This is a genomic window from Photorhabdus kleinii (assembly GCF_025384885.1).
Lineage (GTDB): Bacteria > Pseudomonadota > Gammaproteobacteria > Enterobacterales > Enterobacteriaceae > Photorhabdus > Photorhabdus kayaii.
Window position 1 is genome coordinate 16593 of record NZ_JAJAFY010000048.1, and the last position, 19536, is coordinate 36128.

The following is a 19536-nucleotide window of genomic DNA, read 5'->3' on the forward strand; positions in this document are numbered from 1 at the left end:
GGGCTAAACCTCACGACGGCGAGCACACATCATTTCTGCTTCGCAAGCTATTTCTCCATCGACTTTCGCTACGCCTCTACAACGCGCAACCCCTCGACGCTCCTTAATAAATTCTACTTCTAATATCATTTGATCCCCAGGCACTACCGGGCGTTTAAAGCGGGCACCATCGATAGCGGCAAAATAATAGAGCTCATTTGGCTCTAGCTTGCCCACACTCCTAAATGCCAGAATTCCGGTAGCCTGCGCCATAGCTTCAAGGATCAGAACGCCTGGGAAAATAGGTTTGCCGGGAAAATGCCCCTGAAAGAAGGGTTCGTTAAAAGATACGTTTTTTACTGCACGTAAGAATTTACCTTCCTCAAAATCAAGCACGCGATCCACTAATAAAAACGGATAACGATGTGGAAGTAGATCTAAAATTTCTTCAATGTGCAGAGTATGATTATCACTCATCTAAATACTCTTCCTGTCAAAAGGACTAATTGTATTAACGACACGGCCCGCTTAAACCCCAAATCCAGAGTTCCCAGGCAGGCCGCAAAAATAAGACACAACCAAAAATATAGTGCAATTAAATATAGTACAATTAAATATAGTGCAATTACTCGTTTTCGTCTTCCAGCTTACTCTCCATTGACTTAAGACGTTTATTCATTTCATTGATATTCATGACTAAAGCTGCCGTCTTACGCCAAACTTTATTTGGTTGTGCCGGAATTCCAGAGGAGTATACACCAGGTTCAGTGATAGGACGCATCACCATACTCATCCCAGTGACTGTTACCTTATCACAGATTTCCATATGTCCATTAATGACACTGGCGCCACCAATCATACAGTAACAACCAATTTTCAGACTACCGGCCATGATCACACCGCCAGCAACCGCCGTATTATCACCAATGATAACATTATGAGCAATCTGACACTGGTTATCGATAATGACTCCATTGCCAATAATGGTATTATCCAAAGCGCCTCGATCGATAGTTGTACAGGCGCCAATCTCAACCCGGTCACCAATAATGACTGAACCTAATTGAGGGATTTTAACCCATTTACCACGATCATTCGCATAGCCAAAACCATCAGATCCGATCACTGTTCCTGACTGAATCAAACACTGTTCACCCATTTCAACATTATGATAAACAGAGACATTCGCCCAGAGACGAGTTCCCGCGCCAATACGCACATTTTTACCAATAAAGCAGCCTGCACCGATAACAACATTATCGCCAAGAACAACACCAGATTCGATAACCGCATTAGCTCCGACAGCAACGTTTTTACCCAAAGTTGCCTGAGGTGAAATCACCGCAGAAGGGTGAATATCCTGTGCGGGAACCGGTGTTGTATCCATAATCTGAGCCATATAGGCATATGCCAGATAAGGATTGGCAACGACCAATGCCGGAATATTGCAATAAGGAAGATCTGACGCCTGGAGAACAACAGCGGCAGCCTGACATTCACCTAAACGCTCACGGTAACGACTGTCAGACAAAAAAGTGATCTGTTCGCTATTGGCCGAATGCATTGGTGCAATACTGGTGATAACAATATCGCCATCACCATGTAATTGTGCATTCAACTGCTGAGCTAAATCAGCCAATCGAATTGAAGACATCTATTATTTAACCTGTTTCAATACACTTGCAGTAATATTTTTGCCAGATACTGAATAAGCAACAGCGTTCGCATCAATAACGACATCATAGCCTTCTTTGCCAGCAACCACTTTGATTGCATCCTGAATACGACTTAGAATTTTGTTGCGTTCTTCCATCTCGCGACGACGGTGATCTTGTTCAAAAGCTTGGGCTTTTTTGCCAAATTCTTCACGCTTAGCCATCACTTCTTTTTCCAGATTAGTGCGCTCACTGGATTTCATAGTGGAGCCATCACGCTGTAATTTCTGGATCTTGGATTGTAAATCAGATTCCATCCGTTGCAATTCAGATGCGCGGTTTTTAAACTCATTTTCCAACTGCTTCACAACAGCTTCGCGGGCTGGCAACTGCTGGAAAATCTCACCAACATTTACAACGGCAATTTTGTTTGCTGCCTGAGCACCAGCAGAGAAAGCTAATGCAATACCAAAACTTGCTGCACACAACCATTTTTTCACTATAAACTCCTTAAACCACGCTATCTGTAACCTATTGGAAAAACTTAGTTAATGCTCTGAAACCTACGATTTCAGAGCTTGCTCTATCAATAATAAGATAAAAATGCATTATCACCAGGTTTTGCCAATATTAAATTGGAATTGCTCTGATCTATCACCTTCGTAATCTTTAATCGGCTTAGCATAAGAGAACACCAGCGGACCTAAAGGAGACATCCATTGCAATGCAATACCCGCCGAAACACGGATATTACCTGGTTTACTGTAATCAGGTATACCTTTGCTCTTCATCGCAGCAGAATCATTCCAATCGGTATCCCAAACCGTACCTGAATCAATAAAGAATGAAGTTCGGACAGAATTCGAATACTTACTATCAAGGAATGGTGTTGGAGTAATCAACTCAAGGCTGGCTACCGCCATTGCGTTACCCCCTACAGCATCACGAGATGGACTCTCTTTCTTAGGCAATCCGTCCTTATTCAGGTAAATAGCTTTAGGACCAATATTGTTAGAACGGAAACCACGAACCGTACTGGAACCACCTGCATAAAAGTTTTCATAGAATGGTAACTCTTTACCACCTAATCCATCCCCATAACCTAAACGACCACGCCCCAAAATCACCCAAGTATGATCATCATTAATTGGATAATACGCAGAGGTATCAAAAGTCACTTTATAGAATTCGTTATCCGAACCAGGAATAGTCACTTTACCATTCAGAGTCGATTTCACACCAGATGTTGGGAAGAAGCCACGATCAAGGTTGTTATATGTCCAACCTACATTCAAAGCGAAGTCGTCCGCTTTGAACTCAGCTTTACTTTTATAATCTGGTTTCTCTCCCATGGAATTCAGATAGCGCCACATTGCTGCCTGAGGAAGCATATTAGACAGCGAGTTATGAACATAATTTAATCCAAAACGCAGAGAGTTATTTTCATTAACCGGGAAACCGAGGAAACCATCTATACCGTAACTTTGGTTAGTATAACTGGATAATTCAGCATCATCGGCCCTGAAATCGTTGTAGAATACCCGGCCACCAAGACTCACACCATTAACTGTGAAGTATGGATCAGTGAAGGAGAGCTCAGCATAAGTTGAATAATCGTTCTTACTGGCATTAATCCCCACAGAATTACCTGTACCCAACCAGTTATCCTGCTGAGCACCGATCTGGAAACTGACACCACTTTCTGTACCAAAACCAACACCAAAGTTCAAAGAGCCGGTATTACGCTCTTTAACTTTATAAACAATATCTACCTGATCAGGGCTGCTTGGTACACGCTGAGTTTCAACATCTACCGTTTCGAAATAACCCAAACGGTTAAGACGCTCTTTACCCAGTTCAACCAGATCACTTCCTAACCATGCCCTTTCCATCTGACGCATTTCACGACGCAGAACGGAATCTTTAGTGGTGTCATTACCAGAGAAACGAATTTTACGAACATAGAAACGGTTACCTGCATCAATATTGACATGCAGTTTTACTGTCTTGTCCTGATCATTGATCTCAGGTTGCGTCATCACTCGTGGGTAAGCATAACCATAGCGACCAAGCAAGTTCTTGATGTCATTTTCCATTTTAGTCACCTGAGTCCCGTTATACAGAGAACCAGGCTCAATGGTAGCCAGTTTAGTAATTTCTGACTGATAACCCGCCATATTACCGTTCAGGTCAATACCTGATATTTTGTATTGATCACCTTCAGTTATATTTATCGTGACATAAATACCTTTTTTATCTGGCGTCAAACTGACCTGAGTCGAATCAATGTTAAAACGGGCATAACCGCGATCAAGGTAAAAACTGCGCAATGTTTCAAGGTCACCAGTCAGTTTTTGTTTCTGATATTTCTGATCGGCAGTCAGATTCCACCACGGTACATCATCTCTAAGTTGGAAACGATTCAATAACTCATCAGAAGAAAATGATTTATTACCAACAATGTTAATTTGCTGGATTTTTGCCGAAACACCTTCAGCGAAAACCAGTTTCAAATCGACACGGTTACGTGGAAGTGGCGTAACAACCGCTTTTACACTGGCGTTGTATTTACCCACACTATAATAGAAATCCTCCAACCCTCTTTCGATATTGGACAACATCGTACGGTCAAGGGCTTCTCCGATCCGAACATGAGATGCCTCAAGGTTTTGTTTCAACATGTCATCTTTCACCGATTTATTGCCAGAGAAAGTGATGCTGGCAATAGTCGGCCGTTCTTTTACCTGAACAATAAGTGTATTGCCATCACGCAGGACACGAACGTCTTCAAAGTTACCAGTAGCAAATAGTGCATGAATGGTACGACCGATATCTTCATCGCTGACCGTATCACCTACGCGAACTGGCATATTCAGTAATGCTGCACCTACGGCGACGCGTTGAAGACCTTCAAAGTGAATATCCTGAACTACGAATCCGTCTGCGCCGTATGCAGTGGCGCTGCCAAACAGCAGCGACGCTATGAGTAACTTTTTCATCGCCATCGTTGTAATGCGTCTTCCTAACTAGTCTTCCGCTTTAAAAACGGGAGAAATCATTGAAAAGTGCAAGCCCCATCAATAACACCAGTACTATGGCACCGATGCGATAGCTGAAGTCTTGTACACGCTCGGAAACTGGCCCACCTTTTATCTTTTCGATAAACAAGAAGAGCAAGTGTCCACCATCTAACACAGGTAATGGGATCAGATTAATAACCCCAAGATTGACACTTATTAGCGCCAAAAACATCAAATAATACACCAAGCCGGAATCAGCCGACACCCCCGCCCCTTTAGCGATAGAGATAGGCCCACTCAGGTTGTTAATTTTCACATCACCAACGATCAGCTTACCAATCATACTGACAGTTAATCGCATCAGTTGCCAAGTCTTATCTCCTGCCTGATACATGGCAGAGAAAGGCCCGTATTGCTGAACGATTCTATATTCATCGGCTAATGGCACAACTCGCAGTTCCACACCGGCAAAACCAACTTTCCTGCCACCAGACTGTTGTCTTGCTTCCGGCGTCATAGAGAGAGAAATAATATGACCAGCCCGATCCACGGAAAGTTCCAGCGGGACATTCGGATTATTGCTGACAAAGGATGTAAAAGTATGCCAAGTATCTATTTCCTGGTCACCGACTTTAACTATCCTATCCCCCTTTTGCAAACCCGCTTTTTCTGCTGCGGAGCCAAAGATAACTTTTTCCACCAGAGAATCCAAACGAGGACCGACAGGCATAATCCCTAGTGACAATACAGGATCCTGCTTATCCGGATCAAAGCTCCATTGCTGCAAATCCAGAGTTTTCTCCACCGGATATGATGAGCCTGGAGAGATAACCTGAACAGTCATATTATCGTCACCTATCTTACCTATCAGAGCAAAACGAACTGAATTCCAATCAGGCGTTTCGATACCATCTACGGATTTTAGTTCCATTCCCGATGAAATATTTGCTTGCGCAGCGATAGAATCTGGTTTGATATCCGCAACAACAGGACGTATTGCCGGCACACCAATAATAAACACCAACCAATAAACCACAGCCGCCAATAAAAAGTTAGCAATTGGCCCAGCACTGACTACCGCAGCACGCTGACCAAGTGTTTTATTATTGAATGCCATATGACGGTGTTCAGGAGAAACAGGTGAAACACGCTCATCAAGCATTTTCACATATCCCCCCAGTGGAATAAGGGCTATAACATATTCAGTTCCTTGACGATCTGTACGCCGCCATAGAGCTTTACCAAAACCAATGGAGAAACGTTCAACGTGAATACCACACTTTCTGGCCACCCAAAAATGGCCAAACTCATGCACAGTGATCAATATCCCTAGCGCAATAATAAAAGCCGCCAGATTCCAGAGAATTCCCATCATATTCTTCAAACACCGTCAAACATAGAGATCAAAATACCAGCAACATTAGGCCAGTAAAAACAGGGATCGCAGCCGTCAGGCTATCAATACGATCCATAACACCGCCATGTCCCGGAATTAGCTGGCTGCTATCCTTAATACCCGATTCACGTTTGAACATACTCTCAGTCAAATCACCAAATACAGAAGCGATAACAACAATAGCAGAACACAACATGAGTTTTTCAGGCATTGCAGGTACTGGAGCATATTTCCCAAACAACCATGAAATAATGGCCGCTGTCATTAACCCCCCCATTAATCCTTCCAGCGTTTTTCCTGGAGAAACTTTCGGTGCCATTTTACGTTTACCTAAAGTACGTCCGAAGAGATAAGCACCGGAATCCGCTCCCCACACTAGCAACATGACATACAATAACCACCATGCACCATAATATGAATTATCATCATATCCCTGAGTCCGTAACACCATCATTCCACAGTAAAACGGCACTAATGTCAGGACACCAAACAAAAGGCGCAATAAAATGGAACTCTTCCAAATTACAGCGGAAGAAGGATAGGTAACAACCAGAAGCGTCGCGACAATCCACCAAATCATTCCCCCCCATAGGATAAAAGTGATTTGTGGTTGTCCAATCAAATCAGTGAAATCTGGCAGAGTATATTGTAAGGCCAATAAACCAATAGCAAACAGAACTGCCAAAATAGCCCGTTTCTTTTGGTTAAATAAGCCAGCGAATTGCCCCCATTCCCATGCAGCAAGGGCTGAAACAGCAATAATCACCAGCCCAAACGCTACTGGTGGCAGCAAAAATAGAGCGGCAATCACAAGAGGGATTAATATCACAGCCGTTATAAGGCGGTACTTCAGCAAGAGTTCCTCCTATGATCCCACATCGGCATCGTCTGGTATTGTTCCGCCAAACCGGCGTTCTCTTTTGGCAAAGGCATTAATTGCACCTTCAAAAACGTTTTCATCAAAATCAGGCCAGAGTATATCGGTAAAATAGAATTCTGCATAAGCTATCTGCCATAACAAAAAATTACTGATACGATGTTCACCTCCGGTTCTGATGACCAAATCAACCTGAGGCTGCTGGCTTAGATTCATATAATTATTAACTAATTCTTCAGTAATATCCTGTGGCTCAAGGGAATTATCCTTAATCTGCTGAGCAATTTTCTGAACACTTTGAACAATATCCCAACGACCACCATAATTTGCAGCAATATTAAGTTGCAGACCCGTATTATTAGCGGTCAACTTAACTGAGCGATGGATTCGATCCTGTAAACGCTCGCTGAACCGGCTGATATCACCAATAACAGATAATCTAATATTATGCTTATGTAAGCTTTTGATTTCGCTATCTAGTGCAAAAATAAATAATTCCATTAAAGAGCTGACTTCTTGTTCCGGCCGATTCCAGTTTTCACTACTGAAAGCATACAACGTCAGTGACTCAATTTTATGTTTAGCCGAGAAACTCACCGCACTACGTACCGCTTTAATCCCTGCACGATGACCAAAGGCTCTTAATTTCCCTCGTTTCTTTGCCCAACGGCCGTTACCATCCATAATAATAGCAACATGCTTAGGTAATAATGACAATAAATCGTTCTGATGATGATCGCTGGATAATATCACTCAATTAATCCTTTGCTGGTCAGGGTAATTCTCTTACAAGTTCAGGCATCCAAACATAAAAAAGCCGTGTCTGGTATCCACAGCTTGGGTAAAAGCCTAATTATCTGGAAGAGAACTTCCAAAATCTGAACCGTTAATTATATCAACCAACAGTTATACGCAAACTATACCATCAGGTAAAAATGCGGACAAATACCCATTTGCCAATCAAAGACTATCTGATAAATGAACGAATAGTCTTTATAGCTAAATCTCTTGCGAGATTATCAATCTGTAAGACTTCCTCAATGCTCTGAGGTTCCGGCAAATTTAGTTTTTCTACAACCTGCCGGTTTATAATTGCAATATCTGTGAAAGAGATTCCATTTTGTAAAAAAATCTTAACGATTTCTTCATTCGCTGCATTCAACGCCGTCGTTGCAGCCTGACCTGCGTGGCAAGCTTCAATAGCCAGTTTCAAACATGGATACCGTTCATAATCCGGTTTCGAGAACGTCAGTGTACCTAAAGAATAAAAATCAAGAGGTTCAACACCAGAAGCAATACGATTTGGGTATGCCATTGCATAGGCAATTGGTGTACACATATCCGGTGTTCCTAATTGAGCAATAACGCTACCATCCTGATAACGGACCATAGAGTGAATGACTGACTGAGGATGGACTACCACTTCCATTTCCGCAGCAGATGCATTGAACAGACAACACGCCTCAATATATTCCAGGCCCTTATTCATCATTGTCGCAGAATCTACCGAAATCTTACGCCCCATCGACCAATTCGGATGAGCACAAGCCTGGTCCGGTGTTACAAAAGCTAATTGCTCCAAAGGGGTATAGCGAAAAGGCCCGCCAGATCCTGTCAGAATGATATTAGCAATTCCATATTGTTTTAGATCTCCGCGCCCAAGGTTTCGTTGTATTACCTCTGGTAAGCTCTGAAAAATAGCATTATGCTCACTATCAATGGGCAATAATTGAGCATTATGTTTCGCTACAGCATCCATAAAAAACCGACCGCTGGTGATCAACGACTCTTTATTAGCAAGTAAAATCTGTTTACCCGCCCGGATGGCAGCCAGCGTTGGCAATAAACCAGCCACACCAACAATCCCAGACATAACCTGATCAACATCATTCAAAGCAGCCAAATCACACGCAGCCTGTTCCCCGAAAAATACCTCGGTTTTACAATCTTGTTCAATAAGCAGCTGACGCAACTCTTTTGCGGAAACTTCATCCGCCATTGCAGCATATTGAGGCCGAAACTCCAGACATTGCTCAGCCATAACCTGGATATTTTTTCCAGCAGCAAGCGCTGTTACTTTGAATTTATCAGGATTATTGCGAACTACAGTAAGTGTACTTTTGCCTACGGAACCTGTGGAACCAAGGATGGTCAACCTTTTCATACTGATGCTCTGAATTGTTTTATTTGATGTGTATTGATACTTGTCTGATTTGCCTGGCTATGAACGCTCATGACTTCAGAGAAATGCCGAATAAAAAATAGCGCCGCACGATAGCAGCGCTTGATGTATCTCATAAAAGAGATTAGAACTCCATCAGTTCTTCTTCTTTCTTCGTTAAAGCTTCATCAACTTTTTTGATGAAATTATCCGTCAGCTTTTGAATATCATCCTGAGCACGACGCTCATCATCTTCACTGATCTCTTTGTCTTTCAGCAGTGCTTTGATTTTGTCGTTAGCGTCACGACGAATATTACGCACAGAGACACGCCCCTGCTCAGCTTCGCCACGAACCACCTTAATCAGATCCTTACGGCGCTCTTCTGTCAATGGTGGCAAAGGAACACGGATTGTTGTTCCCGCAGAAGATGGATTCAGCCCTAAATCAGAAGCCATGATTGCCTTTTCAATCGCCGGCGTCATAGTACGATCAAATACCGTGATAGCTAGGGTACGTGCATCCTCAGCGACGACGTTAGCAAGCTGACGCAAAGGCGTTGGTGTACCATAATACTCAACAGTGATACCATCCAGCAGACTAGGAGAAGCCCGGCCAGTACGAACCTTGCTGATTTGGTTTTTAAGTGCTTCGACGCTCTTTTCCATACGGTCTTGTGCGTCTTTTTTGATTTCATTAATCACGTTACAAACCCTTGGGAACTGGTTGTTTTAAAGCCATAAGCTATTATGACCATGTTTGTTAAATTTGGCGTATCAGGCGACTCATCATACCGCTAAACATCTCTGGTGTCTTTGAACATTACTCGTGAGAAATCAGGGTGCCTTCATTTTCCCCCATTACCACACGACGCAACGCTCCCGGCTTATTCATGTTAAATACGCGAATAGGTAAGCTGTGATCACGAGCCAGCGTGAATGCCGCCAAATCCATAACTTTCAATTCACGCTCTAATACCTGCTGGTAAGAGAGCTTATCGAACAATACCGCTTCCGAATCTTTAGCCGGATCAGCCGAGTAAACACCATCTACTTTAGTTGCTTTTAGCACAACATCTGCTTCAATCTCAATACCACGCAAACACGCTGCCGAATCTGTAGTAAAGAACGGATTGCCGGTACCCGCAGAGAAAATAACAACACGGCCATGACGTAATAAACTAATCGCTTCTGCCCAACTATAGTTATCGCAAACGCCATTTAAAGGAATTGCAGACATTAGACGGGCGTTCACATAGGCGCGATGTAATGCGTCCCGCATTGCCAGACCATTCATCACTGTTGCCAACATGCCCATGTGGTCGCCGACTACACGGTTCATCCCTGCTTCTGCCAAGCCAGCACCACGAAACAGATTACCACCGCCAATGACGACACCGACTTGTACGCCTAACTCAACCAGTTCTTTGACCTCCTGAGCCATGCGATCTAACACGCTGGCATCTATACCAAAACCTTCTGCACCTTGCAGGGCTTCTCCACTGAGTTTAAGCAGGATACGCTGGTATACGGGTTTTGCATTGGTTGCCATGATGTTCTGTCCTAAGCAGAAAAGTATATTGGGGATTTACATACATCCGAGCCATTCTGACCAGATGCAAAAACTCAACACCTACTGGGATAGGCGATTTAGATTAGATAAAACAGAACCGCCATTTGGCGGCCCTGTTTGTAAAAATTAAGACTATTTACTCATTGCAGCAACTTCTGCTGCGAAATCAGCCTCAACTTTCTCAATACCTTCACCCACTTCATAACGGATGAAGCTAGTCACTGTAGCAGTGTTTTCTTTCAACAGATCGCCAACTGTTTTGCTTGGATCCATCACGAAATTCTGACCTGTCAGAGAAATCTCACCGGTGAATTTATTCATACGGCCAGAAACCATTTTCTCTGCGATTTCGCGTGGCTTACCAGACTGCATTGCGATATCCAGTTGGATTTGGTGCTCACGATCAACAACATCAGCTGGTACATCACTTGGGTTAACATATTCTGGCTTGCTCGCAGCGATATGCATAGCAACATGCTTAATCAGCTCTTCATTAGCGCCAGCGCCTTCAGCCGCAACCAGAACACCGATACGAGCACCATGCAGGTAAGTACCCAGTTGTTCACCTTCTAATACAGAAACGCGACGAATGTTAATGTTTTCACCGATTTTAGCAACCAGTGCAGTACGTTGTTCTTCAAACTTAGCTTTCAGAGTTTCAATATCAGAGATTTTATCAGCCAATACTGTTGCCATAACTTCTTTACCGAAAGCGATGAAACCTGCATCTTTGGCAACAAAATCAGTTTCACAGTTCAGCTCAACCAGAGCGCCGAATTTGCTATCAGCAGCCACTTCCGCCAGGATGATACCTTCAGCAGCAACACGGCCAGCTTTCTTAGCCGCTTTCGCTTGACCTGATTTACGCATGTTGTCAATCGCTAATTCGATATCGCCATTAGCTTCAACCAGCGCTTTTTTACATTCCATCATACCTGCGCCAGTACGCTCACGCAGTTCTTTTACCAAAGCAGCGGTAATTCCAGACATTTGTTTTATTCCTCGATGTATCCCGCAGGAAGAGAGTATTCCGCATGGATAGTTCTTATATCAGATACGTAAAAGGGGGCCATAACAGGCCCCCCTAACCAATATATTTCAATACCTGGTTAATAAGGGCTCAATAATGAGCTTGCCTTATTATTCAGCTTCTACAAAGCTTTCTTCTGCCTGAACAGCCAGATCTTGAGAACGACCTTCACGAACAGCAGTAGCAACAGCACCTAGATACAGTTTTACTGCACGGATTGCATCATCATTACCAGGGATGATGAAATCAACACCATCTGGATCAGAGTTAGTATCAACAACAGCGAATACTGGGATACCCAGGTTGTTTGCTTCTTTGATAGCAATGTGTTCATGTTCAGCATCGATAACAAACAGAGCATCAGGTAAGCCGCCCATATCTTTGATACCGCCCAGACTATTTTCTAACTTACCAAGTTCACGAGAACGAATTAACGCTTCTTTCTTGGTCAGTTTGTCAAAAGTACCGTCCTGAGACTGTGCTTCTAAATCTTTCAAACGTTTGATGGATTGACGAACGGTTTTCCAGTTAGTCAACATACCGCCTAACCAACGGTGATTAACGAAGTATTGATCACAGTTCTGAGCTGCTTCTTTAACCGCTTCGCTCGCAGCACGCTTAGTACCAACAAACAGAATTTTGCCTTTGCGTGAAGCAATTTTGTTCAGTTCAGCTAACGCATCGTTGAACATTGGAACAGTTTTTTCCAGATTGATGATATGCACTTTGTTACGAGCACCAAAGATGAATGGTTTCATTTTTGGGTTCCAGTAACGAGTCTGGTGACCGAAGTGAACGCCCGCTTGCAGCATATCGCGCATGGAAACAGTTGCCATTGTAAACCTCTGTAAAATATTAAGTTGGGGTTATGCCTCCACGAGTCCCATAACACCGACTCTTTAGCTGCATGTTCTGCATGAGAGCACCCCGGTGTATGTGCCGACCCGTGTGTGTTATTTACACAGTGAGTATGTTTAACGCCACCCTGTTTTGCCTCAGTGGCAAATACACAGAACGCCGGCGCGCTTTATATCATAAACAAGCCTAAGACACCAACTTTTGTTGCCATTCTCTGATAGCTCAATGTGGAAAGAAAAGCCCGATTACGAACGGTATTCTTGATGAGTAAATAAAGGTAACGAGGGAAATAGGGCTGCCAACTGTTATTGGCAGATATTCTGTAGGCTGATACCATTAGTTCAATAATTTTTTCCTTGTTGAAAAACAGACAACCAGCAGATTCGCTGGCTTTGAATGGACAAGTTTCATGGCAATCTCAATTAAAACCTCTAAAGATATTGAAAAAATGCGCATCGCTGGTCGACTGGCGGCAGAAGTGTTGGAAATTATTGAACCTTACGTCAAACCCGGTGTAACAACAGGTGAATTAGATCGTATCTGTCACGATCACATTACCAATAAACAACAGGCTGTCTCTGCCTGCCTTGGCTATCACGGTTTCCCAAAATCTGTTTGTATCTCTGTTAATGACGTCGTGTGTCATGGTATCCCAAGTGATGATAAATCATTGAAAGATGGTGACATTGTTAATATCGATGTAACCGTCATCAAAGGGGGCTTCCACGGTGATACATCAAAAATGTTCATAGTTGGTAAACCAACCATTCAGGGTGAGCGCCTGTGCCGCATCACTCAGGAAAGCCTCTATCTAGCCTTGAAAATGGTGAAACCCGGTATTCGCCTGCGCACTCTTGGTAGAGCTATCCAACAATTTGTTGAAGCCAACGATTTTTCTGTGGTCCGTGAATATTGCGGTCACGGCATCGGCGAAGGTTTCCATGAGGAACCACAAGTACTGCACTATGACGCCGATGATGGTGGTGTTGTACTGCAAAAAGGTATGGCTTTCACTATCGAACCAATGGTTAACACCGGTGACTATCGCATCCGTACCATGAAAGATGACTGGACAGTCAAAACGAAGGACCGCAGCCTGTCCGCTCAGTATGAACATACCATCGTTGTTACTGATAACGGCTGCGAAATCATGACATTGCGTAAAGAAGAAGAACCAACCCTTTCCGCAGTCTTGGTAAATGAATAATTAAAATAGCAAACTACGAAGCCTTGTTGAAATCATACAAGGCTTCTGTCTCTTCTCTGCAATATCCCTTGTTTAGCCCCCTACTTTCTCAGTAATCTGGCCGTTATGATTCGCCTTTCTCATAGGTTTATACTTATGTCAGCAGATATCGCCACAATTCAAGCCCCTATCCCGCCACTTTCTCCCGCTGATTTTTCCAGTGAAGATCTTCGCTACCCTGTGTTGAAACAGCACCTCGAAGAATTTCAGCTTTGGCTGGAACATGCATTTAAAGCGGGTATTTCCGCAGAAGCCTTGATTTCTGCACGCAGTGATTACATAGACCAGTTGTTACAACAATTATGGTATGCCTATGGATTTGATAAAATTTCATCACTTTCATTGATTGCCGTCGGCGGATATGGCCGGCGAGAACTGCATCCGCTATCTGATATCGACGTGCTGATACTCAGTGAACAACCACTCACACCGCCTCAAGCTCAGAATGTCGGACAATTTATCACTTTACTATGGGATATCCGACTGGAAGTCGGCCACAGTGTCCGCACACTTGAAGAGTGTTTGCTGGAAGGGTTATCAGATCTGACTATTGCGACGAATTTAATCGAATCACGGTTAATTTGTGGCGATCCATCCATTTTTCTTCGATTACAGCGACATACCTTCAGTGATGGTTTTTGGCCTTCCACTGAATTCTTTGATGCCAAAATTATCGAACAACACGAACGCCATCAGCGCTATCACAGCACCAGTTATAACCTGGAACCTGATATCAAAAGCAGCCCCGGAGGATTGCGAGACATTCATACCCTACTGTGGGTTGCCCGCCGCCATTTTGGTGCAACCTCCATAGATGAAATGGTCGACTTTGGTTTCCTGACAGCAGAAGAACGTAATGAATTAAATGAATGCCAAAGTTTCCTCTGGCGTATCCGCTTTGCTCTTCATCTGATAGTCAATCGTTATGATAATCGTCTATTATTTGATCGCCAGTTCAGTATTGCTCAATTACTAGGCTATCACGGAGAGCGTAATCAACCGGTAGAACGAATGATGAAAGATTTCTACCGGATGACACGCCGCGTTAGCGAACTCAACAATATGCTACTGCAACTGTTTGATGAAGCCATTCTGGCATTGGAAACCCATGAAAAGTCCCGCTCGTTGGATAGTGAATTCCAACTACGGGGGCAACTTATTGATCTCATCGATGAAACCCTGTTTATCAAAGAACCCGCCGCTATTATGCGAATGTTTTATCGCATGGCGGAACATGAAGAAGTTCAAGGTATTTATTCTACTACGTTACGCCACCTCCGTTATGCACGCCGCAACCTGTCTCAGCCATTGTGTGAATTACCGGAAGCTCGCCAAATCTTTATGGATATCCTACGTCACCCAAGGGCGGTTGAAAGCGCATTTGTGCCCATGCATCGTCACAGTGTCCTTGGCGCTTACACACCGCTTTGGGGCAATATCGTCGGTCAGATGCAGTTTGATCTGTTTCACGCCTATACCGTCGATGAACATACCATCCGCGTACTGAGAAAACTGGAAAGTTTTGCCGATGAGAATAATCGTCCAGCCCATCCACTCTGTGTTGAGCTATACCCTCGTCTGCCTCAACCAGAGCTTCTACATCTTGCTGCACTATTTCATGATATCGCCAAAGGGCGTACCGGCGACCATTCTGAACTTGGCGCTGACGATGCGCTAGCGTTTTCACTGCAACATGGGCTTAACTCACGAGAAGCTGATTTGGTAGCCTGGCTGGTTCGTCATCATCTGTTAATGTCAGTCACAGCTCAAAGGCGAGATATTCAGGACCCAGAAATCATCAAGCAATTTACCCATCAAATCCTCAATGAAACCCGGTTACGCTACCTGATATGCCTGACAGTCGCTGATATCTGCGCCACCAATATCAACCTATGGAATAGTTGGAAGCAGAGCTTGTTACGGGAACTCTATTTCTCTACAGAGAATCAATTGCGCCAGGGAAATACGCCAGATTTTCGGGAACGCATCCGTCATAACCGTTTCCAGGCACTTGCTCTGTTGCGCCAGGATAATATTAACGAACAGAAACTTCATCAGCTTTGGAGTCGTTGTCATGCAGATTATTTTCTTCGCCATACGCCAAAACAACTTGCCTGGCACGCCCGTCATTTAGTGCAACATGATTCTCAAGAGTCACTAATACTGATAAGTACCAAGCCAACCCGTGGCGGTACAGAAATTTTTATCTGGAGCGTAGATCGTCCTTCCCTGTTTGCGGCGGTTGTCGGCGAACTGGATAGACGTAACCTGAGTGTTCATAATGCTCAGATCTTTACCAATCGTGATGGTATGACAATGGACACTTTCGTGGTACTGGAACCCAATGGTCATCCTTTAGCATCGGATCGCCATGAAATAATACGTAACGCACTTTTACAAGTTGTTCTGGCTCCCCATACCAAAACACCGAAAACACGAAAATTGCCAACCAAGCTGCGTCACTTCAACGTACCAACAAAAGTAACCTTCTTACCTACCCATAACGAACGACGAACCTATATGGAACTATTTGCCCTAGATCAACCGGGATTGCTGGCAAGGGTCGGTAATATTTTCGCCGAAATGGAGGTTTCACTGCATGGTGCACACATCACCACCATCGGTGAACGTGTCGAAGATTTTTTTGTGCTGGCAGATAAAGACCACAAGGCATTAAATAAAAAAGTCAGAGAAGAATTGTCAGAAAGGTTGACAGCAACCCTAAATCCAAAGGATAAAATATAACTCAATATAAGCCCATGATTCGGACGATAACCAAGGAACCCGATGCAATGCAGCAATTACAATCCATTATCGAAAATGCTTTTGAAAACCGTGCAACGCTTACTCCAGTAACCGTCAACCATGAAACACGTGATGCAGTTACTCAAGTCATCAACCTGCTGGATAGTGGAAAACTGCGCGTTGCAGAGAAAATTGACGGTCAGTGGGTCACTCATCAATGGCTAAAAATGGCTGTACTGCTCTCTTTCCGTATTAATGAAAATCAGATCATTGATGGCACAGAAAGCCGTTATTTCGATAAAGTTCCGATGAAATTCTCTGACTATGATCAGGCAAGATTTGAAAAAGAGGGCTTTCGTGTAGTGCCTCCTGCGGCAGCACGTCAAGGGGCCTTTATTGCCCGTAACTGCGTACTGATGCCTTCCTATGTCAACATCGGCGCTTATGTCGATGAGGGAACAATGGTAGATACCTGGACAACAGTCGGCTCCTGTGCCCAAATTGGTAAAAATGTCCATTTATCCGGCGGTGTCGGTATCGGTGGTGTATTGGAACCATTACAAGCGACCCCAACCATCATTGAAGACAACTGCTTTATTGGCGCCCGTTCTGAAATTGTAGAAGGTGTGATTGTCGAAGAGGGCTCAGTGATTTCAATGGGGGTCTATATTGGTCAAAGCACCAAAATCTATGATCGTGAAACAGGAGAAATTCATTATGGTCGTGTCCCTGCGGGTTCTGTTGTTGTCTCTGGCAACCTCCCATCAAAAGATGGTAGTTACAGCCTGTATTGTGCTGTCATTGTCAAAAAAGTGGATGCCAAAACACGAGGAAAAGTGGGCATTAATGAACTCCTCAGATCGATAGATTAAACTTTAAAATAGCGGATAATAAATAAGTCCGCTATTTTTTTGCTTTTTATCATCATTACCAACCTCAGTTAGTGTTATTAATATAGGCAGTTTGAATACGGACAACATGCACGCTCCGAAACGTACACAGAGTCCGTAAGGTATTCGGAGACGATCCGGATTCAAAATGACGCATAGAATAACCTACTGGGAAAAATACCCTTAAGGTGGTGCCATGTACGATAACTTAAAGAGTCTGGGGATCACATATCCCGAAGAAATTGACCGCTATAGTCTGCGTCAAGAAGCTAACAACGATATTCTGAAAATCTATTTTCGTAAAGATAAAGGTGAATTCTTTGCTAAAAGCGTGAAATTCAAATATCCGCGTCAGCGCAAGACTGTGACTGCAAACAATGCAGAGCAAGGATACAAAGAGATCAACGAAATCAATACCAACCTGCGTTATGTGATTGAAGAGTTGGATCAGATTTGCAAACGTGACCAAGTAGAAATCGATTTGAAACACAAAATCCTTGATGACCTGCGTCATCTTGAACACGTTGTTGCCAACAAGATTACCGAGATTGAAGCCGATCTGGAAAAATTAACCCGCAAATAAAACGGTTCTATTAATTACACCGCCTATATCCTATTCGATATAAGCGGTGTATTGTAATTATTCAATTAATTCTCCCCATTGCCTGATCCAAGGCTGAGCAAAAACTTCCGGTTCAGCTTCTTCCACTGCATCCACCATCAAAACTTCACCGATTCTTATTGATCCTTGTTCTTGTAGTAATTCATCAAAAGTGCGGCCACCACCACAAAAATTCTCGTAACTGCTATCACCCAAGGCGATCACACCATAGCGTAATTCTGGCTGATAACCCAGTTCATCTCGCAAGGCATAATAAAGAGGTTGAATATTATCGGGCAAATCCCCTTGTCCAGTCGTTGAAGTGATAACTAAAACCATTTGATCGAGATAGGATTGCCACTGTTCCAGCTCCCCCTCTTCAAAGACTTCTACATCGTGACCTTGTTGTTCAAAGATCTGCTGTGCTTCTTCTGCAACAGCGAGCGCGTTACCATAAACAGTACCAACAAAAATACCTATCTTTGCCATAACCTATTTATCTCTTTTTAAAGGAATTATTAGTTATCCTCGCTGGCAACAGCAGAAAACTCAACCCTTCCCAAATCAGGGATAATTACCTTACCAGCTAAGTCGTCGCGTCAAATCAAATATTGCCACTATCAAGTTGACTCTGTCATGTAAACAGTATCCTAAAACGGTAACAAATAATCATCAACAGCATCGTTTTCTATAACAACCAAGATAAAGTAACAGAAGTGACGTCGTCTTAAATCAAGTTATTTAATCAATAATAATTCAGTGTTAAAATCACTTTTTTAAACAACTTTAGTTGATAATATTGATATTAATATGAAAAATGACTATACCCTATGGATTTCAAGTTGCATCGCGACGGCAAGGGAATGAATCCCCGGGAGCATAGATAACTATGTGACCGGGGTGAGTGAGTGCAGCCAACAAAGAGGCAGCTTGAAAGATGACGGGTATATATCCTTTTCTTCAAGATCAACAATAGCATAATGAGATTAATAGAATGGCACAAATAAGCACTAAATAAAGGAAAACCCTCACCATGTTTAACAATAGAGCTGTTGTGCTGAGTATACTATTAAGTGCCGCAAATATTACCGGCTCATCGGGTCTAATGATTTGGGTAGATACCGTGCTTAAAAACGGAGGCATGATTTTAAACGCTTATATTCCTGTTTTTTCCTATTTATTGGGGTTATCTCTGGGATGTATGACCATATCTTTTTTTATTCGAAAAATGAATATTGCTTTGTTTGAAAAACATATTTTTGGCTTCTTCTTATTAATAGCAACGATAAACTGCATTCTCTTTGCAAAAGAAATAATACTTATTCCAGTTTGGCTGGATGCTCTGCATAGAATATTATGGGGAGTAATAAGTGGATTTATTGTCATAATGGGAAGAAATATTCTTATAACTACAGGAAATGAAAAGAAAACGAATAGTAATTTTTCTATTTTAAGCTTGGCATTATTAAGTCTACCATTTTTAATTCCTGTTATTTTCTCTCTTTTA

Annotated in this window: 18 protein-coding genes; 5 read left to right on the forward strand and 13 right to left on the reverse strand. The window is 43.0% G+C overall.

Annotated elements, in window-relative coordinates; genetic code table 11:
* Positions 1-3 precede the first annotated feature (3 nt).
* From fabZ to rpsB, 12 genes are all read right to left on the reverse strand, one after another.
* Positions 4-456 (reverse strand): 3-hydroxyacyl-ACP dehydratase FabZ, encoded by a 453-nt coding sequence (gene fabZ, locus LG003_RS18375; protein ID WP_011145059.1) that lies wholly within the window; start codon positions 454-456, stop codon positions 4-6.
* Positions 457-604: 148 nt separating this feature from the next.
* Entirely contained in the window at positions 605-1633 is a 1029-nt protein-coding gene (gene lpxD, locus LG003_RS18380; protein WP_262981338.1) for a UDP-3-O-(3-hydroxymyristoyl)glucosamine N-acyltransferase, read from the reverse strand.
* Between the two features lie 3 nt (positions 1634-1636).
* Positions 1637-2134, reverse strand: a complete 498-nt coding sequence (gene skp, locus LG003_RS18385; RefSeq protein ID WP_112879150.1) for a molecular chaperone Skp — start codon at positions 2132-2134, stop codon at positions 1637-1639.
* Between the two features lie 111 nt (positions 2135-2245).
* Complete coding sequence (gene bamA, locus LG003_RS18390; protein WP_262981339.1) at positions 2246-4639, reverse strand: outer membrane protein assembly factor BamA; 2394 nt, start codon at positions 4637-4639, stop codon at positions 2246-2248.
* Positions 4640-4673: 34 nt separating this feature from the next.
* Complete coding sequence (rseP, locus tag LG003_RS18395) at positions 4674-6029, reverse strand: sigma E protease regulator RseP (protein ID WP_262981340.1); 1356 nt, start codon at positions 6027-6029, stop codon at positions 4674-4676.
* Between the two features lie 28 nt (positions 6030-6057).
* Positions 6058-6906, reverse strand: a complete 849-nt coding sequence (gene cdsA / locus LG003_RS18400; RefSeq protein WP_112879147.1) for a phosphatidate cytidylyltransferase — start codon at positions 6904-6906, stop codon at positions 6058-6060.
* A 9-nt stretch (positions 6907-6915) separates the two neighbouring features.
* Complete coding sequence (gene ispU, locus LG003_RS18405; RefSeq protein ID WP_228900898.1) at positions 6916-7611, reverse strand: (2E,6E)-farnesyl-diphosphate-specific ditrans,polycis-undecaprenyl-diphosphate synthase; 696 nt, start codon at positions 7609-7611, stop codon at positions 6916-6918.
* A 283-nt stretch (positions 7612-7894) separates the two neighbouring features.
* The gene (gene ispC, locus LG003_RS18410; RefSeq protein ID WP_262981341.1) at positions 7895-9091 is read right to left on the reverse strand and encodes a 1-deoxy-D-xylulose-5-phosphate reductoisomerase; all 1197 of its coding nucleotides are present in this window, start codon (positions 9089-9091) and stop codon (positions 7895-7897) included.
* A gap of 142 nt (positions 9092-9233) precedes the next feature.
* On the reverse strand, positions 9234-9791 hold the full coding sequence (gene frr / locus LG003_RS18415) for a ribosome recycling factor (protein ID WP_112879145.1): 558 nt from the start codon (positions 9789-9791) through the stop codon (positions 9234-9236).
* A 118-nt stretch (positions 9792-9909) separates the two neighbouring features.
* Complete coding sequence (gene pyrH / locus LG003_RS18420; RefSeq protein WP_112879144.1) at positions 9910-10638, reverse strand: UMP kinase; 729 nt, start codon at positions 10636-10638, stop codon at positions 9910-9912.
* Positions 10639-10791: 153 nt separating this feature from the next.
* Positions 10792-11649 carry a translation elongation factor Ts gene (gene tsf / locus LG003_RS18425; protein ID WP_112879143.1) on the reverse strand — a complete coding sequence of 286 codons (858 nt, stop codon included), beginning with the start codon at positions 11647-11649 and terminating at the stop codon, positions 10792-10794.
* Positions 11650-11799: 150 nt separating this feature from the next.
* Complete coding sequence (gene rpsB, locus LG003_RS18430; RefSeq protein WP_112879142.1) at positions 11800-12525, reverse strand: 30S ribosomal protein S2; 726 nt, start codon at positions 12523-12525, stop codon at positions 11800-11802.
* 431 nt (positions 12526-12956) lie between these two features.
* Between rpsB and map the strand changes: the two genes are divergently transcribed.
* The 4 genes from map (at position 12957) to LG003_RS18450 (ending at position 18011) form a co-directional block, all read left to right on the forward strand.
* Positions 12957-13754: a type I methionyl aminopeptidase gene (gene map / locus LG003_RS18435; RefSeq protein WP_262981342.1), complete on the forward strand. Its 798-nt coding sequence runs from the start codon at positions 12957-12959 to the stop codon at positions 13752-13754.
* Positions 13755-13889: 135 nt separating this feature from the next.
* Positions 13890-16538: a bifunctional uridylyltransferase/uridylyl-removing protein GlnD gene (gene glnD, locus LG003_RS18440; RefSeq protein ID WP_262981343.1), complete on the forward strand. Its 2649-nt coding sequence runs from the start codon at positions 13890-13892 to the stop codon at positions 16536-16538.
* A 47-nt stretch (positions 16539-16585) separates the two neighbouring features.
* Positions 16586-17410, forward strand: coding sequence for a 2,3,4,5-tetrahydropyridine-2,6-dicarboxylate N-succinyltransferase (gene dapD, locus LG003_RS18445; protein ID WP_262981344.1), 825 nt, complete (start codon positions 16586-16588; stop codon positions 17408-17410).
* A gap of 214 nt (positions 17411-17624) precedes the next feature.
* Positions 17625-18011, forward strand: coding sequence for a DUF3461 family protein (locus tag LG003_RS18450; protein WP_262981345.1), 387 nt, complete (start codon positions 17625-17627; stop codon positions 18009-18011).
* Between the two features lie 57 nt (positions 18012-18068).
* Here the strand turns inward: LG003_RS18450 and LG003_RS18455 are convergent, their stop codons facing one another.
* Positions 18069-18518, reverse strand: a complete 450-nt coding sequence (locus tag LG003_RS18455) for a flavodoxin (RefSeq protein ID WP_112879138.1) — start codon at positions 18516-18518, stop codon at positions 18069-18071.
* Positions 18519-19062: 544 nt separating this feature from the next.
* Here LG003_RS18455 and LG003_RS18460 point away from each other — a divergent pair.
* Positions 19063-19536: hypothetical protein (locus tag LG003_RS18460; protein ID WP_262981346.1), on the forward strand; the 474-nt coding region annotated here is incomplete at its 3' end.

Coding starts and splice junctions, on each gene's coding strand:
- rpsB (WP_112879142.1), bottom strand. CDS start 12,525: ATGGCAACTGTTTCCATGCGCGATATGCTGCAAGCGGGCGTTCACTTC.
- LG003_RS18450 (WP_262981345.1), top strand. CDS start 17,625: ATGTACGATAACTTAAAGAGTCTGGGGATCACATATCCCGAAGAAATT.
- glnD (WP_262981343.1), top strand. CDS start 13,890: ATGTCAGCAGATATCGCCACAATTCAAGCCCCTATCCCGCCACTTTCT.
- map (WP_262981342.1), top strand. CDS start 12,957: ATGGCAATCTCAATTAAAACCTCTAAAGATATTGAAAAAATGCGCATC.
- ispC (WP_262981341.1), bottom strand. CDS start 9,091: ATGAAAAGGTTGACCATCCTTGGTTCCACAGGTTCCGTAGGCAAAAGT.
- ispU (WP_228900898.1), bottom strand. CDS start 7,611: ATGGATGGTAACGGCCGTTGGGCAAAGAAACGAGGGAAATTAAGAGCC.
- pyrH (WP_112879144.1), bottom strand. CDS start 10,638: ATGGCAACCAATGCAAAACCCGTATACCAGCGTATCCTGCTTAAACTC.
- rseP (WP_262981340.1), bottom strand. CDS start 6,029: ATGATGGGAATTCTCTGGAATCTGGCGGCTTTTATTATTGCGCTAGGG.
- lpxD (WP_262981338.1), bottom strand. CDS start 1,633: ATGTCTTCAATTCGATTGGCTGATTTAGCTCAGCAGTTGAATGCACAA.
- fabZ (WP_011145059.1), bottom strand. CDS start 456: ATGAGTGATAATCATACTCTGCACATTGAAGAAATTTTAGATCTACTT.
- bamA (WP_262981339.1), bottom strand. CDS start 4,639: ATGGCGATGAAAAAGTTACTCATAGCGTCGCTGCTGTTTGGCAGCGCC.
- LG003_RS18455 (WP_112879138.1), bottom strand. CDS start 18,518: ATGGCAAAGATAGGTATTTTTGTTGGTACTGTTTATGGTAACGCGCTC.
- dapD (WP_262981344.1), top strand. CDS start 16,586: ATGCAGCAATTACAATCCATTATCGAAAATGCTTTTGAAAACCGTGCA.
- tsf (WP_112879143.1), bottom strand. CDS start 11,649: ATGTCTGGAATTACCGCTGCTTTGGTAAAAGAACTGCGTGAGCGTACT.